Source organism: Sandaracinus amylolyticus (genome assembly GCF_000737325.1).
GTDB lineage: Bacteria > Myxococcota_A > Polyangia > Polyangiales > Sandaracinaceae > Sandaracinus > Sandaracinus amylolyticus.
Genome location: NZ_CP011125.1, coordinates 8,302,301 through 8,317,453, shown reverse-complemented (window position 1 = coordinate 8,317,453; position 15,153 = coordinate 8,302,301). Strand labels below are relative to the sequence as shown.

Genomic DNA, 15,153 nt, shown 5'->3' with positions numbered 1-15,153 from the left:
TGGAGATGAATCGTGATCGAATCGATGAGCTACGGTGAAGAATGGCGCGCGCGTGCGCGCAGCGGAATGGCCCTCTCCGCACTCGAGCGCGAGCGATGGGAGTTGGAGATGGCGTGGGACCGGGCGAACAGCGCGCTCGCCATCCGCCTCGATGAGCTGGTCGGGACCATGGTCGCGACCATCCGTGCTCTGCACACGATCGATGACGCGATCGTGCCGATCGGAGCTCGGTTCCTTGTGCGTGCTCGCTTCGCGAACCGGCTGCTCTGCGAGAGCATGACGCATGGACTGCTGTCCTTCTCGCCGGCGTGGGTCGGCGCACAGGAACGTGAGCCAGCCCAGCCGATGGCGCCGTTAGGTTAGGCACCTTGTCTGCGCCAGATTGAGCGAAGCGCAGACGAAAATTGCCACCACTCCGCCTCCCTGCAGTGCGGCACGGCATTGAACGTCGCGAGTCATGAGCGCATCCGCGCGCAGCGACTCGGCGGCGCCACACCCATTGCGTGACGCGCGACATGCGCGCGAAGCACAAGGGATCGCGCGTCGGAGATCCGCCTCCGATGCTCGTGCAGGAGTGTCTCTGGAGGAGTGAGATGGGTACGACCGAGCGCGCGATCGTCTCGGAAAGCATGCTGCACCTGGCCCCCGAGGACCTGGTGCTCATTGGTGTCGATACGCCACATCGAAAAGGGGAGCACGCGCTGTTCGATGAGCGCGTCTTCCTGCCTCTCGACGAGAACATGCTCCACTCGATCGAGATGGTCGGAGTGCTCAGGCCGATCTTCGTGCGACAGGTCGGAGCCCGCTACCAAGTTGTCGATGGTCGTCGCCGGGTGCTTCACGCGCGCGAGGTGAATCGCGTCCTGCGCGAGCGCGATGGGGAAGCGCCTCGCACGATCCGCGCGATCGTCCAGGAGGGGGACGACGCACACGTCTTCGGGCTTTCGCGACTCGCGAATCGCGGCGCCAAACCCGAGCATGCGATCCAGACCGCAGAGGCGGCGCAGCAGCTTCTGACGGATGGCAAGACGCTCAGCGAAATTGCGGCGTACCTCAGTATTGGCGTCCCGATGGTCCGCAATTATCTCAGCTTGCTCGAGCTCGACGCGCTGGTGCGCGAGGCAGTCGCGAACGAAACAGTGACGATGACCGCTGCGCTGAAGCTCGTGGTGCTCCCTGCGGAGCTGCAGGTTGTGGCGCTCGAGGAGCTCCTGCGGGGCGAGAATCGAACCGTTGCCGCAGCCGTGGCGGTACGAAATCGTTTGTGCACGAGCGAAGTCGACGGGAAGTCCGCGCGCGAACCTCCGCCTGCCCGCCGTGTCGTCCAGCGACTCCTTGCAGACCCCGCGGCGTTCGGTCTTGGGCACGTCAGGGAGGACTTCTGGCTCGGGGTCCGATGGGCCCTCGGGTTCGTGCCGAGCTCGCGGATTCGCGGGATGACGGAGGCGGTCAGCAATGCACTCCGGTCCGGGCGCAAGCACAAGGATGCGAAGGTCGATGCCGCCGACGTGGGCGATGAGTCGACGCATCGGGATGAGCCGTGATCGCGTGCGCACGAGCGGAGGTGCGAAGTGCGAGCCTTGAAGGACGTGATTCGCACGGTGCGCGTGGTCGTGCGCGCGCACCACTTCCTCCGCCGAGCGTATGCGGACGAGGCGAGTGAGCGCGTGAAGAAGGCGAGGCAGCTCGAGTTGAGGCGCGCGCTCGATCGATTGACGGATGCGATGGTGGCATTCGAGCACGAGCTCGTGCGGCTTCGTGCGACGCCGACGGTGCAGCGGCCGGGATTCGACTGGGCGGGGTTCTTCCGTACGTCGCTGGAGATTCTCGACGTGGTGAAGACGGCGATGTCAGAGGACCGCGCAGCTCCGCGTGCCCCGGTCGACTTCATCGACGCGGAAGTGGTCTCTGACGATGGCTGAGCACGAGCGTTGTCATCGACGGTACTGCTCGTCGATCGCGCGGGTTCGGCACTGTGGGTGAGATATGGCCGCGATCACGATCAAGCTCGAACACCAGTCGGCTCTGACGGAACTCGACCGCGCGATCGCGTCGCTCGCGCGGGTGGAGCTCGTGGGGGCTACGAAGCGATCGCGCGAGCGCTCCTCCGGTCTGGGGAGCGCGCCGGAGGACGACACGGGCGCGCTCCGAATTGCCAGCGAGGCCCTGCAGAAGTCGCACGCTCAGCTCGAACAGATGGCGTGGATACGTGCGGTATTGCAGCGCGCGCTCGTGGGCAACCGCATCACACCCGTGCTCGATGGTCGGCAGGTGTGGCTCGAGCTCGAGCATGCGCTGCCGACGGTGCCGGCGTGGAACCCGCCGGCGCAGGAGAACCTGCGCCGATTTCAGTTGCTGTCGTGGACGAGCAAGATGGGCACGCCGTCATTCAGCCTCCCCGCCGGAGCGATTACGATGGGCGGCACCTGTCCCGGCGCGAACGCCGGTCAGTCTGTCGTGCCGCTCTCGACGCTGCGCCGCGCAGCTCGCAGAGTGAGCGAGCAGATCGGCGCGCCGGTGCATTTCGCACAGGCCATCTGTCAGCACTGCTACGCGGAAGGCGGGCAGTACTCGACCGCGTCGGTCCAGTACGCGCAGCTCGTGCGGCTGGCATTCGTCAGCGAGATGCTCACGTCGCGGGAGGGGCAGGGAGATCTCACCGCGCTGTTCGACTACGCGATCAAGAACGCCAACTACTACCTCGATGGGCGCCGCGGATCTCTCGACCCCGTCGAGGGCTGGCGCCGAGCTCGAGGGGAGCGCGACTGTCGGCGCTACTTCCGACTGCACGACAGCGGCGATTTCTTCAGCCCCGGCTATCTGGCGATCTGGAAGAGCGTGGCGAACCTGAATCCCGACGTGAGCTTCTGGGCGCCCTCGCGCGTCTGGGTCAATGAGATGCTGCGCGAAGCGGTGAACGCCGTGAACGGTCCGGCCGAGCACTCGAACCTGGTGATCCGTCCGAGCGCGTTTCACATCAACGAGGCCGCTCCCGACGCGCGCGAGCTGGGTGTCGGCTGGGCCGCCGGCGCCACGACGTACAAGGACAGCCTGAAGCCCGACGGACCGCGGGTCATGGCCCGCGGCGGGCGGCGGCCGCCGTACGACTGGGATTGCCAGGCGTACGACTCGGCGAACGAGCTCGCGAGTTGCCGCGAGGCCAGAGCCCCGGACGGGCGCATCGGATGTCGTGCGTGCTGGACGTACGGCACGCGGACACCCGAAGGCGCGCCGGGCGGGCTCGCGATCAACTACACGCTCCACTGACGAGGGATCGATGAGGATGAAGGATTCGATGCGGGCGCCGCCGACGCGCCGATGCGCAACTCAGCAGCGGCGGAAGCGCTCGACATCCTGTCCGCGCGGGTTCTCGGAAGAGGTACGCACCAGCGCGAGCGGTCGCGCGCGCACGGTGTGCGTTCGTCCGCCGGTCGACATCGTCGAGCACGCTCGCGTCGACTCGCGGTCGGGCGCGCACTCGACGTTCTCGAAGATCGTGATCTCGCGGCCGCCGGGATTCCGATACACGTCGCCGAGCGCGATCGAAGCACGCTCGGCGCAGCATCGGCGCGAGTTCACGTGCGCTCGCGGGCCCGCGCAGGGAGCGGAGCCGGGCGTGCGATTGCCGTACGCGTGCGCGCGTCCGTACTCGTACGAGCCGGCACGCGGTGTGTGCGCGCATCCGGCACTCGGAGAGATACCGCCCGTCCCGACGCCGGCGTGTGCGGGGATCTCGCGGCCGTGCGACCAGTTCCGGAACGCCTGCCCGATCCAGCTCTACTGGGACGACGGCCGACCGCATCTGCGTGCGTGTCGCAAGCCGGGCGACGGACGCCGCGGCTACAAGTTCGCCGTCACCGGCCCGCTCGACGCGCAGGAGCTCGCGGCGCGGCTCTGCGCATGTTGGGCCCGGAGCGGTCCGACACCGCGCTCGCGTTCGTTCTCGGCGTGCGACGACATCACGCGCCTCATCGCGAGCCTGCCGTCTCGAAACGCCGCGCTCGGGCGGACGAAAACGACGAGCCGCGCGCCGTAGCTCGAGCGCTGGGGCGTGACCGAGGCGCGCGGCTTCTCCGTGCTTCGCTGGCAGCGCGCGTCAGATGCGGCGACCGTTCGACACGAAGCGATCGACCTCAGCGATCGATCTCGGGACGGATGACCGGGTCCAGGCGCACGACCGAGTAGGCGAGCACGCCTCCGACAGATCGATCCCTGGTGCGGAACGGGGCTCCTGCTCGCCGATGCAGTCGAACGCGTCCGACGCGATGCTGGCGATGTCCCGCGGCTCCACGGGACGCACCCCTCGCTCGAGGCGGTCTCGATGGCACGCGTCCTCACGTTCCTCGCCGACGGCGAGCCCGACGTGCGCGTGGCGCACGCGCTGACGGCCCCCGTACCCGATCACGCAGGTGCGTTCGACACGGTGATCAGCGTGCTTCCGTTCAACATGCGAACGCCCGATCACCTGCACCTCGCGTCGGGGGGTCGCTTCCGGTTCGGTGCGCCGTCGAGAACCGCGGATTTGCTCCTGGTCCAGCACGCGATCTCGCTGTTGGACGCGAACGGCCGCGCAGCGCTCGTCGTCCCCCGCGGCCCGCTGTTCCGGAGCGGTGCCGAGGCGGAAGTGCGGCGTGGGCTCATCGAAGCGGACCTGATCGACGCCGTGATCGCGTTGCCGCCGGGGTTGCTGTCCTCGACGAGTCTCCCGATCGTCGTGCTCGTCCTCGGTCGCGATCGACCCGCCGCGCGCAAGGGGCGCACGCTCTTCGTGCGCGTGGGTGCAGCGCGAGAGCGCCTCAAGGATCTCTCGCAGCCGGTGGTCGACTCGGTGCTGCGATTGGTCCGCGAGTACCGCGACCACGACACGGAGGACTGCCGCGCTCGAGTCGTGTCGGCATCGGAGCTCCGCGCCGCCGAGTACTCGCTCGACCCCAACAGGTTCTTCGAGGACGAAGCGAGCGAGACCCTGGCGCCCGACGCCGCGGACCTCGCGCGCGAGGTTGCCGAGCTCCGCGCGGCGGAAGAGTCTGCGCGCGCCCGAACGGCGGGTGCCCTCGCGAATCTCGTCGCCGCAGGTCGGGGCTGAGCCAGCGCTCGACCGGAACGGTTCGTCACCAGCAACAGCGATCACCCGCGCCGCGGGTCCGCGGAGCGCCAGACCTGGCGCTCCTCGGACTTCCCCGAACGCAGGGCTCCAAGGCATCATCGTCGGAGGGCCAGTGAAGCGAGAAATCCTCAACTATCTGAAACGCGACGAGCTGCTCGCGGCAGTCGAGCGCTTCGACATCCACGTCGCCGATCGTCGGGTGCGCGACCAGCTCGTGGACGCGCTGGTCGTCTCGCGGAGTGCGAGCCTCGAGCAGATCCTCGACCCGCTCTCGCGCGACCGGCTGAAGGAGCTGTGCCGCGCGCTCGGGCTCGACGACAGCGGACGCGAGAAGGCGCTCATGATCTCGCGGCTCGCCGGAGGCGCAGCGTCGGCACGCGCCGCGGACGCTGCGGCGACGCCTACGCCGCCCCTGCCTCCGAGCGGACCGCGCGCCAAGACGCAGGAGCCGAAGAGCGGCGGCGACCTCGGCTTCGAGCGCACTCTCTTCCAGGCCGCGGACAAGCTCCGCAACAACCTCGACGCGGCCGAGTACAAGCACGTCGTCCTCGGCCTGATCTTCCTCAAGTACATCTCGGACGCGTTCGACGAGCTGCACGCGAAGCTCGCCGCCGAGGTCGACCAGGGCGCGGATCCCGAGGACCCCGACGAGTACCGCGCCGAGCGCGTCTTCTGGGTGCCGAAGGAGGCGCGGTGGACCACGCTTCAGGCCAACGCGAAGCAGGCGACGATCGGCCAGCTGATCGACGACGCGATGGTCGCGATCGAGCGCGACAACCCGTCGCTCAAGGGCGTGCTGCCGAAGAACTACGGCCGCCCGCAGCTCGACAAGCAGCGCCTCGGCGAGCTGGTCGACCTGATCGGCACCATCGCCCTCGGCTCCAAGGCCGACCAGAGCAAGGACATCCTCGGCCGCGTCTACGAGTACTTCCTCGGCGAGTTCGCGCTCGCCGAGGGCAAGAAGGGCGGGCAGTTCTACACGCCGGGCTCGGTCGTGCGCCTGCTCGTCGAGATGCTCGCGCCCTACAAGGGCCGCGTCTACGACCCGGCGTGCGGCTCGGGCGGCATGTTCGTCTCCTCCGAGCGCTTCATCCAGGAGCACGGCGGGCGCGTGGGCGACATCAGCGTCTTCGGGCAGGAGTCGAATCCGACGACGTGGCGGCTCGCGAAGATGAACCTCGCGATCCGCGGCATCGAGGCGAACCTCGGCCCCGAGAACGCCGACACCTTCCACCGCGACCTGCACCCCGACCTGCGCGCCGACTACGTCATCGCGAACCCGCCCTTCAACGACTCCGACTGGGGCGGCGATCGGCTGCGCGAGGACCCGCGCTGGAAGTACGGCATCCCGCCCGCGCGCAACGCGAACTTCGCGTGGGTGCAGCACTTCGTCCACCACCTCGCACCGAGCGGCCAGGCGGGCTTCGTCCTCGCGAACGGCTCGATGTCGTCGAACCAGTCGGGCGAGGGTGAGATCCGCAAGAGCATCGTCGAGGCGGATCTCGTCGACTGCATGGTCGCGCTGCCCGGCCAGCTCTTCTACTCGACGCAGATCCCCGCGTGCCTGTGGTTCCTGGCGCGCGACAAGCGCGACAAGCGCTTCCGCGATCGCCGCGGCGAGATCCTCTTCATCGACGCCCGCAAGCTCGGCCGGATGATCGACCGCGTGCAGCGCGAGCTGACCGACGAGGACGTCGCGCGCATCGCCGCGACCTACCACGCGTGGCGCGGCGACAAGGGCGCGGGCACTTACGAGGACGTCGCGGGCTTCTGCAAGAGCGACACGCTCGACGAGGTGCGCGCTCATCAGCACGTGCTCACGCCGGGCCGCTACGTCGGAGCGGAGGACGTCGAGGACGACGACGAGCCCTTCGAGGTGAAGTTCCCGAGGCTGGTGAAGAAGCTGGAGGAGCAGTTCGCCGAGAGCGACCGGCTCGGCGCCGTGGTTCGCGCGAGTCTAGCCGGGCTGACCGATGGCTGAGCGCACCACTGTTCGCCTCGGTGACTGCTGCGAAATCACCGACTACGTCGCGAACGGGAGCTTCGAAGCTCTCCGCAATAACGTGCAGTACCTCGATGCACCGGGGTACGCCGTGCTCGTCCGGCTCGTCGACCACAGCAACGGCTGGAACGGCAACTACGTCTTCGTCTCGGAGAGCGCGTTCCGGTTTCTCCGCAAGAGCGAGGTCGCGCCTGGTGACGTGATCGTCGCGAATGTCGGTGCCAACGCAGGAACCGTGTTCCGCGCGCCGCGGCTCCCGTACCCGATGACACTGGGACCCAACGCGGTCCTGTGCCGTCCTGATCGTCAGATCCTCTTGCGCGACTTCCTCTACTACTTTCTGTCCTCGCCGCCTGGACAAGATCTGCTGCGCTCGATCGTCTCGGGGAGCGCGCAGCCGAAGTTCAACAAGACGGACCTGCGCAACGCCGCGGTCCCCGCACCTTCCCTTCCCCAGCAGCGCGCCATCGCCGCGGTGCTCGGCGCGCTCGACGACAAGATCGACCTGAACCGCCGGATGAGCGAGACGCTCGAGGAGACGGCGAGGGCGCTCTTCAAGTCGTGGTTCGTCGACTTCGATCCGGTGCGCGCGAAGGCCGAAGGCCGGCAGCCGTTCGGGATGGACGCTGCGACCGCTGCCCTGTTCCCGGCGTCGTTCGATGACTCGGAGACCGGCGAGGTGCCGAAGGGCTGGGCCGTCGACGCGCTCGACGGCATCGCGAGCTTCCTGAACGGGTTGGCGCTCCAGAAGTTCCCGCCGATCGAAGGTCGTCCTGTGCTGCCCGTGATCAAGATCGCCCAGCTCCGTGCGGGTGCACCGAACGAGCGCGAACTCGCGGACGCCGCGGTTCCGGCGCAGTACGTCATCGAAGACGGCGACCTCCTGTTCTCGTGGTCGGGCTCGTTGTTGGTGGACGTCTGGTGCGGCGGGCGCGGCGCGCTCAACCAGCATCTATTCAAGGTCACGTCCGACCGATGCCCGAAATGGTTCTTCAAGGGCTGGCTCGATCATCACCTGCCCTCGTTCCAAGCGATCGCGGCGGACAAGGCGACCACGATGGGGCACATCCAGCGCCGGCACCTCACGGAGGCGAAGGTCGCCATTCCGCCGCAGGCGGTGATCACTGCGGCAGGCGGGACCTTCGAGCCGATGCTGGCTCGAGCTGTTTCGAGCCGTGTCGAGTCCCGCACGCTCGCGGAGCTGCGCGACTACCTCCTGCCCAAGCTCCTCTCGGGCGAGGTCCGCATGCGGGACGCCGAGAAGCTCGTCGGAGAGGCGACATGAGCATCCCGGGCATCGCCGAGTCGCACGTCGAGGAGCTGGCGCTCGAGCTCTTCGCGGCGCTCGGGTACGAGGTTCAGCACGGGCCGGACATCGCGCCCGGCGAGCCAAGCGCGGAGCGCGCGTCGTACGCCGACGTGGTGCTGGTCGGCCGCTTGGAAGAGGCCATCCGCCGGCTCAACCCGCACGCGAGCGAGGCGGCGATTCGCGAGGCGCGGCGCACGCTCCTGCTCGGCGACGCGCCGACGCTGATCGAGAACAACCGGCGCGCCCACGCGCTCATGCGGGACGGAGTGGAGATCGAGGTCGCGCACGAGGGCGGCGAGGTCCGCGGCGAGCGGCTGCGCGTGATTTATCCGGCGCCCGAGGGCAACGACTGGGTGGTCGTCAACCAGCTCACGGTGATCGAGGGGCAGGCGAACCGGCGGCCCGACCTCGTAGTGTACGTGAACGGGCTGCCGCTCGCGGTGATCGAGCTGAAGAACCCCACCGACGAGGCCGCGACGACGCGCGCCGCGTTCCAGCAGCTCCAGACCTACAAGAAGCAGGTCCCCTCGCTCTTCCAGTTCAACGAGCTGCTCGTCGTCTCCGACGGCATCGGCGCGCGCATGGGCACGCTCACCGGCTCGTGGGAGCGCTTCGCGCCCTGGCGCACGGTGGACGGCGTCGAGGTCGCCGCGCCCGGCGAGCTGGAGATGCGGACGCTGCTCGAGGGCGTGTTCGAGAAGGAGCGCTTCCTCGATCTCGTGCGCGGATTCGTGGTGTTCGAGGACGACGACGGCGGCGTGATCAAGAAGGTCGCGGGCTACCACCAGTTCCACGCGGTGCGCACCGCGGTCGCGCAGACGGTGCGCGCGACGTCGTCGGCGGGCGACCGCAAGGTGGGCGTCGTCTGGCACACCCAGGGCTCGGGCAAGAGCCTCACGATGGCGTTCTACGCCGGCAAGGTGGTCCAGCACCCTGACATGGAGAACCCGACGCTCGTCGTGATCACTGATCGCAACGATCTCGACGATCAGCTCTTCGGCACCTTCGCGCGCTGCCGCGACCTCTTCCGCCAGACGCCGGTGCAGGCGAGGGATCGGACGCACCTGCGAGAGCTCCTCCAGGTCGCGTCCGGCGGCGTGGTGTTCACCACGATCCAGAAGTTCCTGCCCGAGGAAGGCGGCGACGGCGTGCCGAGCCTCTCGGCGCGCCGGAACATCGTGGTGATCGCCGACGAGGCGCACCGCAGCCAGTACGGCTTCGCGTCGCGGCTGGTGCAGCGGGACGGCGGCGGGCACCTCGTCGCGGGCTTCGCGCAGCACATGCGCGACGCGCTGCCGAACGCGTCGTTCATCGGCTTCACCGGCACGCCGGTCGAGGCGACCGACAAGAACACGCGCGCGGTCTTCGGCGACTACATCTCGGTCTACGACATCCAGCGCGCGGTCGAGGACGGAGCGACGGTCCCGATCTATTACGAGAGCCGGCTCGCGAAGCTCGAGCTGAACGACGCGCTCAAGCCGGTGCTCGACGACGGGTTCGAGCAGCTCACCGAGGCCGAAGAGGAGTCGCGCAAGGAGCGGCTCAAGTCGAAGTGGGCCGCGCTCGAGGCGGTGGTCGGCGATCCCAAGCGCGTGAAGATGATCGCCGAGGACCTGGTCGCGCACTTCGAGGCGCGCGTCGCCGCGATCGACGGCAAGGCGATGATCGTCTGCATGTCGCGCCGCATCTGCGTCGACATGTACGAGGCGCTCTGCGCGCTGCGGCCCGAGTGGCGCGCGGACGGCGACGACGCGGCGGGCGCGATCAAGGTGATCATGACGGGCTCGGCCTCGGACCCCGAGAGCTGGCAGCCGCACATCCGAAGCAAGACGCGCCTCAAGGCGCTGGCCGAGCGCTTCAAGAAGCCGGCGGACCCGCTGAAGATCGTCATCGTGCGCGACATGTGGCTCACGGGGTTCGACGCGCCGTGCATGCACACGCTCTACGTCGACAAGCCGATGCAGGGGCACGGGCTCATGCAGGCGATCGCGCGCGTGAACCGCGTCTTCCGCGACAAGCCGGGCGGCCTCGTCGTCGACTATCTGGGTCTCGCCGACAGCCTGCGCCGCGCGCTCGCGACGTACACCGAGAGCGGCGGCCAAGGCGAGGCGACGGTCGATCTCGACGAAGCGGTCGAGGTGATGCTCGAGAAGCTCGAGATCAGCCGCGACCTCTTCCACGGCTTCGACTACTCGAAGTTCTTCACCGGAACGCCAGTCGAGCGACTGAAGATCCTACCCGCCGCGCAGAACCACGTCTTCGGCATCGAGGACGGCAGCGATCGTCTGGTGAAGGTCGTCACCGAGCTGTCGAAGGCGTACGCGCTTGCGGCCTCGCGCAACGAAGCGATCGCGGTGCGCGACGAGGTTGCGTTCTTCCAGGCCGTGAAGGCGGCCGTGGTGAAGACGACCGGCGGCGCGCCGGGAGGGAAATCCGAGGCCGACGTCGAGCACGCGATCCGCCAGATCGTCTCGCAGGCGATCGTGACCGACGGCGTGATCGATGTGTTCGCCGCGGCCGGGCTCAAGAAGCCGGACATCTCGATTCTCTCCGAAGAGTTCCTCGCCGAGGTGAAGGAGCTGCCACAGAAGAACCTCGCGGTGGAGCTCCTGCGCAAGCTGCTCAACGACGAGCTCAAGCTCCGGCGCAAGAAGAACCTCGTGCAGTCGCAGGCGTTCTCCGAGAAGCTCGAGCAGACGATCTTCCGCTACCGCAACCGCGCGATCGAGACGGTGCAGGTCATCGAGGAGCTGCTTGAGATCGCGCGGGAGGTGAAGGCCGCGCACCAGCGTGGCGAAAAGCTCGGCCTCACCGACGACGAGCTCGCGTTCTACGATGCGCTCGAGACCAACGACTCCGCGGTCGCGGTGCTCGGCGATGCGGTGCTCGCGAAGATCGCGCGCGAGCTGACGCAGACGATCCGCGGCTCGGTCACGATCGACTGGACGATGAAGGAGACCGTCCGCGCGAAGCTGCGCACGCTGGTCAGGCGCAAGCTGCGCCAATGCGGCTACCCGCCTGACAAGACCGAGACGGCAGTTGAAACCATCATCAGACAGGCCGAGTTGCTGGCGGCCAACTGGGCGGCGTAGCGCGCGAGCCGCTCGGTATCAGAAGCTGGACGAGCGCTTTCGCGTTGAGGAGTGTGATTCACGGCCGAGCCGCGGCACACGCGTGGGTGCGTCCGGGCGACCCGACGGGTTCCGGTGGATGCATCGCCCACCCGGCCGGAAGACGTCAGATATCGACGGCAGAGCCCGAGGTTCGGGCTCCTCGCCAGAGTCGTGTTTGCGAGCCACCAACGCTCTTGAAGAGCGCGATCGCGGCGCGCTGCGGGAGGGCTACCTGCGAGTACCGCTATTCATCAACCTGCCGTGCGGGGAGGGGAGCCTAGTTAGAGCCCAAGGGGGCAGCCCGGAAGAACGCAGGCCATGGCCGCGCCGTAGCGGGCCTCGTCGACGACGACTTGCCCATCGCGGAGCTCCGCCGATGCGAGTACGGCTTGCAGCGCTGGCGGATGAAATTCAAAGCCATCGCCGTGGTATGCGACGAAGCCCGAGAACCGCAGCAGGTCGGCCTCTCGAATCTCGTACGATTGCGATCCAACAGAGAAACGCACTGCCCCCATGCCGACGAGGACATCGGCGCGCGTCATGCCCGCACCGCGTGGAATGCCTTCGTGAGCTAGCGTCGAGAGCGCGCTGAAGTAGGGCGCGAACAAGCGATCACCGGGCTGAGGTCGACCGTGGTGCTCGCGTGCCCGCTGCAGGAGTCTAGTGAGGACTGCCGTGGGGATTCGGTCGCTTCCGTCGAACGCGGCCTGGATGACGATGTTTCCGGTTTCGCCTGCGTACAGCAGGTCACGTGCGCCATCCAGTCCGAGGCCGGCCGCGGCGTCGACAGCCCAAGCTCGTCGATCAGCCCACGACTCGTGCTCCGCGCACGTCATTCTTCCCTGCGCACTCGACGGGAGCGGCACCCCGCGGAGATGCGCGGTGCATGCAACGTCCGTCAGGTACCAGAGAAACGTTTCGCCAGAGCCCACGAAGAGTGGATCCAGACGTGCAATGCCAATCGCGCGTGTATCTCCGTGCGTGCGGACCAGCGGAATGGCAGCCTCGGCACGACTCAGGAACACCACGGCCCGTTCGTCGTCCTCGGCGGTCCATGCTGTTGCGAGTTCTAGTATTGCCCGGCCGCTTGACGCCGAGATCTCATCTAGTGAGTCGACAATCACGGTCCTCGGGTTCGCACGAATGAACCCACGCTCATGAGCCGGAGCGTTCTGTCCGTAAAAGTCGATGACAGCGGAAAAGCGCGCGGCGAGCGCGCCGCTGCCCGTGTCACGGGCAGCGTCCGTTGGAGCGCTCCCGGGTACATTCAATTCGCTTGCGTCCGTGGCACGATCAGCAGCACCGTCGCGCGCATGCGGCCACCGCACGCGATCAAACTGGGGTGCGGGTAGCGACGCTGCGAGCACACCCGGGACGGTGGAGTACGGTTCGTATGTGCCTCCGAGCGAATCGAATGCCGCACCAGCGTCGCGGGGCCATGCGAGGTCGATGCGTGTGGCGCCGGCCAAGGTCACCGCAAGATGGCGACCGACGGGTCCCTTCCCGGTGCCCCCGGGCGCGACGATGATCGTCACGCCAACGCAGTCGGCCCTCGATCCCGTCGACTCCTGCAGGCACTCGCGCAGCTGACGCACCTGGCTGTTTGCCTCGACGAGCACGTCGCCAAGTGTTCGAGCGGGGTGAAGTGGATCGCCATCGTGCGCAAAGCGCGAGATTTCCCAGTCCCGCGTCAATGCGTGCTCGTCCTGATGAGCTACCGCGGCGAGGCGGATCGGGCGGCTCTGTATCCAGGCTCTCATCTCGTGGCGCCAGACGCCCATCGCGCCGACTACTATCGCTAGCGTCGCGACTACCGCCCCAACGCCCACAGCGCGCGAGCGTCTTCTCGGGCGGGGTACAGGTGGAAGCGGCTTCGTCGATGTAGACGGTCCCTTCGTCGATGTAGACGGTGGATCCGTCGATGTAGACGGTGGTGGCGCCTCGGTCAGAAGCGCGCGCACATACTCTTCCATGCGCACGTATGCCGGATCGGACGGCGCTTCCGGCTTGCAGCACGCGAAGTGGTCGCCATCAACGGCGGCGAAGGGGTCATTGTTCTCGTTATCCATGCCGCGCAGAGCGCTGCTCCGGGGCACGACGAGCACTCCCTTGGTCTCGAGAGTTTCGTACATGCCGCGCAGCCGGGGCGGGCGCGCGCCAGCGCCGGTTGCGGGGCGGCGATCACGCGCAGTACCCACAGATGCGAGAAACTGCTGATGGAGTTCTTCGAGCTCCCCCCAGGCGCGCCGCCGCTGGAGATAGAGCACATCTTGCCCCACAAGCCACGACGTGTGACTCGCGATGTTCGCCACGTGAGACCCATCGTGTGGAGTTGCGATGAAGAGCATCCCTTGCAGCTGGTCAACGATGGGGCGCGTGTCCGCCTTGCGCTCGAGCTGTACGACCAGGTGCTTCGCGACGACTCCGCCCAGGCTGTGGGCAATCATGACCCAAGGGCGCGTCCCGACTCCGGCGGTTTCCAACGCGCTACCCACCAGCCCCGCTCGCCAGGGCGCGGGCATGTTCGGTGTGGGCTGAAAGCTGGCTACCTGCGTGGGGTACTGGACGCACAGCACACGGACGCCAAGTCCTCGAGACATCCAGCCGGGCCAGTAAGCCTCCGGATGTTCTGACGCAGCCCATGTTCCCCATGCATCGCCGCCCAGTCCATGTAGCAGGACGACGTCCGCGGCCGTCGGACCGGCGTCCGTGCGCGGCACCTCATAAACAGCTATCCGTGCGCGTGAAGGCGAATTCAGGCGCGTGGCAAATCGAACAGTCCCCGCGATCCAAGCGAGAGTATTATGAAGAGAGATCGGCATACCTGTGCTTGCTTGCCCTCAACCCGCCGCGCAGAAGCCGCACGATGCTGGCATCCCGAAAGGCACGCCAATCCGCGCGTTGACCAGTAGGAAACGCGCCAAGCTCGTTCGGATGGGAGCGGGCCGCGCCGTCGATAGCTCTCACGATGCACTGCACCTGCCGCGGCCTGGACCCAATCGAACGTGTGACTCCGTCCGATCACACCCCGCTCTCCCCTTGCCCGCCGACATCTCGGTGCACTGGGACCCGGAGCATTCGTAGCGAAAGCCGACTGGCGCTGTCTAGTGATCGTTGCAGCCGAGGGATCTCCATTGCCAAGTCTTAAGTCACCCCTGGGGGTGGATCGATCGCGGGGTGATCATCGCCTCGATACTGCGCGGCGTGCCCTCCGCTCGCCTCTGTCCAGAATTCGCGAGGTTTATCCCGCACTTCCGCTCGGGAGCTGTGATCCACCCAGGGGATGGGCGAGGTGGGCGAGGTATCCCGTCATTCGCAAGAAGTGGTCGAGGCTTTCGAGACGGGGCGAGCAGGCGGGACCCGATTCGGCGCCGTCACTGCGTCCGCCAAGCGATGGGGTGACTGGCGCGGGAGTGGGCGTCTTGAGCCCGAAGCCGCACTATGCGGCCCCCCCTCCGCGTGTTGCCGGCGAGGCGCTGGCGGCCACTCTCCGAGCGCATCCGAACGCGATGTCGAGCTCAACCGAGGTCGCCGAGGAAGTCGGCGCGCAGGTGCCGAGTGTGAAAGGCTCTTCATCGGCACGGGTGCGTGGGGAAAAAAGGCGTGTCCGCCCCGGCTGAGC

10 protein-coding genes are annotated in these 15,153 nt (G+C 67.6%); 9 read left to right on the top strand and 1 reads right to left on the bottom strand.

Annotation, left to right across the window (positions count from 1 at the left end):
* The first annotated feature begins 12 nt into the window (after positions 1-12).
* From DB32_RS35090 to DB32_RS35045, 9 genes are all read left to right on the top strand, one after another.
* Positions 13-363, top strand: a complete 351-nt coding sequence (locus DB32_RS35090) for a hypothetical protein (RefSeq protein WP_157069751.1) — start codon at positions 13-15, stop codon at positions 361-363.
* Positions 364-593: 230 nt separating this feature from the next.
* Positions 594-1,544 (top strand): ParB/RepB/Spo0J family partition protein, encoded by a 951-nt coding sequence (locus tag DB32_RS35085; protein WP_169791661.1) that lies wholly within the window; start codon positions 594-596, stop codon positions 1,542-1,544.
* Positions 1,545-1,580: 36 nt separating this feature from the next.
* On the top strand, positions 1,581-1,922 hold the full coding sequence (locus tag DB32_RS35080; RefSeq protein ID WP_053237021.1) for a hypothetical protein: 342 nt from the start codon (positions 1,581-1,583) through the stop codon (positions 1,920-1,922).
* Between the two features lie 64 nt (positions 1,923-1,986).
* Entirely contained in the window at positions 1,987-3,267 is a 1,281-nt protein-coding gene (locus DB32_RS35075) for a GP88 family protein (RefSeq protein ID WP_053237020.1), read from the top strand.
* A gap of 16 nt (positions 3,268-3,283) precedes the next feature.
* Entirely contained in the window at positions 3,284-4,036 is a 753-nt protein-coding gene (locus DB32_RS35065) for a hypothetical protein (protein WP_169791660.1), read from the top strand.
* Between the two features lie 168 nt (positions 4,037-4,204).
* Positions 4,205-5,086 (top strand): N-6 DNA methylase, encoded by an 882-nt coding sequence (locus tag DB32_RS35060; RefSeq protein WP_083458181.1) that lies wholly within the window; start codon positions 4,205-4,207, stop codon positions 5,084-5,086.
* 361 nt (positions 5,087-5,447) lie between these two features.
* Positions 5,448-7,088 (top strand): class I SAM-dependent DNA methyltransferase, encoded by a 1,641-nt coding sequence (locus tag DB32_RS35055; RefSeq protein ID WP_083458603.1) that lies wholly within the window; start codon positions 5,448-5,450, stop codon positions 7,086-7,088.
* Positions 7,081-8,394 (top strand): restriction endonuclease subunit S, encoded by a 1,314-nt coding sequence (locus tag DB32_RS44660; RefSeq protein WP_075097701.1) that lies wholly within the window; start codon positions 7,081-7,083, stop codon positions 8,392-8,394. The genes DB32_RS35055 and DB32_RS44660 overlap by 8 nt, the downstream gene beginning before the upstream one ends.
* Positions 8,391-11,510: a type I restriction endonuclease subunit R gene (locus tag DB32_RS35045; protein ID WP_053237016.1), complete on the top strand. Its 3,120-nt coding sequence runs from the start codon at positions 8,391-8,393 to the stop codon at positions 11,508-11,510. The genes DB32_RS44660 and DB32_RS35045 overlap by 4 nt, the downstream gene beginning before the upstream one ends.
* A 302-nt stretch (positions 11,511-11,812) precedes the next feature.
* On the opposite strand, the gene DB32_RS47490 is transcribed toward DB32_RS35045, so the two are convergent.
* Positions 11,813-13,978: an alpha/beta hydrolase gene (locus tag DB32_RS47490; protein WP_157069749.1), complete on the bottom strand. Its 2,166-nt coding sequence runs from the start codon at positions 13,976-13,978 to the stop codon at positions 11,813-11,815.
* Positions 13,979-15,153 lie beyond the last annotated feature (1,175 nt).

Excerpts from the sequence above, each read along its gene's own strand:
- DB32_RS35085 (WP_169791661.1), top strand. The coding sequence starts at position 594 with ATGGGTACGACCGAGCGCGCGATCGTCTCGGAAAGCATGCTGCACCTG.
- DB32_RS35075 (WP_053237020.1), top strand. The coding sequence starts at position 1,987 with ATGGCCGCGATCACGATCAAGCTCGAACACCAGTCGGCTCTGACGGAA.
- DB32_RS35065 (WP_169791660.1), top strand. The coding sequence starts at position 3,284 with ATGAAGGATTCGATGCGGGCGCCGCCGACGCGCCGATGCGCAACTCAG.
- DB32_RS35055 (WP_083458603.1), top strand. The coding sequence starts at position 5,448 with ATGATCTCGCGGCTCGCCGGAGGCGCAGCGTCGGCACGCGCCGCGGAC.
- DB32_RS44660 (WP_075097701.1), top strand. The coding sequence starts at position 7,081 with ATGGCTGAGCGCACCACTGTTCGCCTCGGTGACTGCTGCGAAATCACC.
- DB32_RS35045 (WP_053237016.1), top strand. The coding sequence starts at position 8,391 with ATGAGCATCCCGGGCATCGCCGAGTCGCACGTCGAGGAGCTGGCGCTC.
- DB32_RS47490 (WP_157069749.1), bottom strand. The coding sequence starts at position 13,978 with ATGATTGCCCACAGCCTGGGCGGAGTCGTCGCGAAGCACCTGGTCGTA.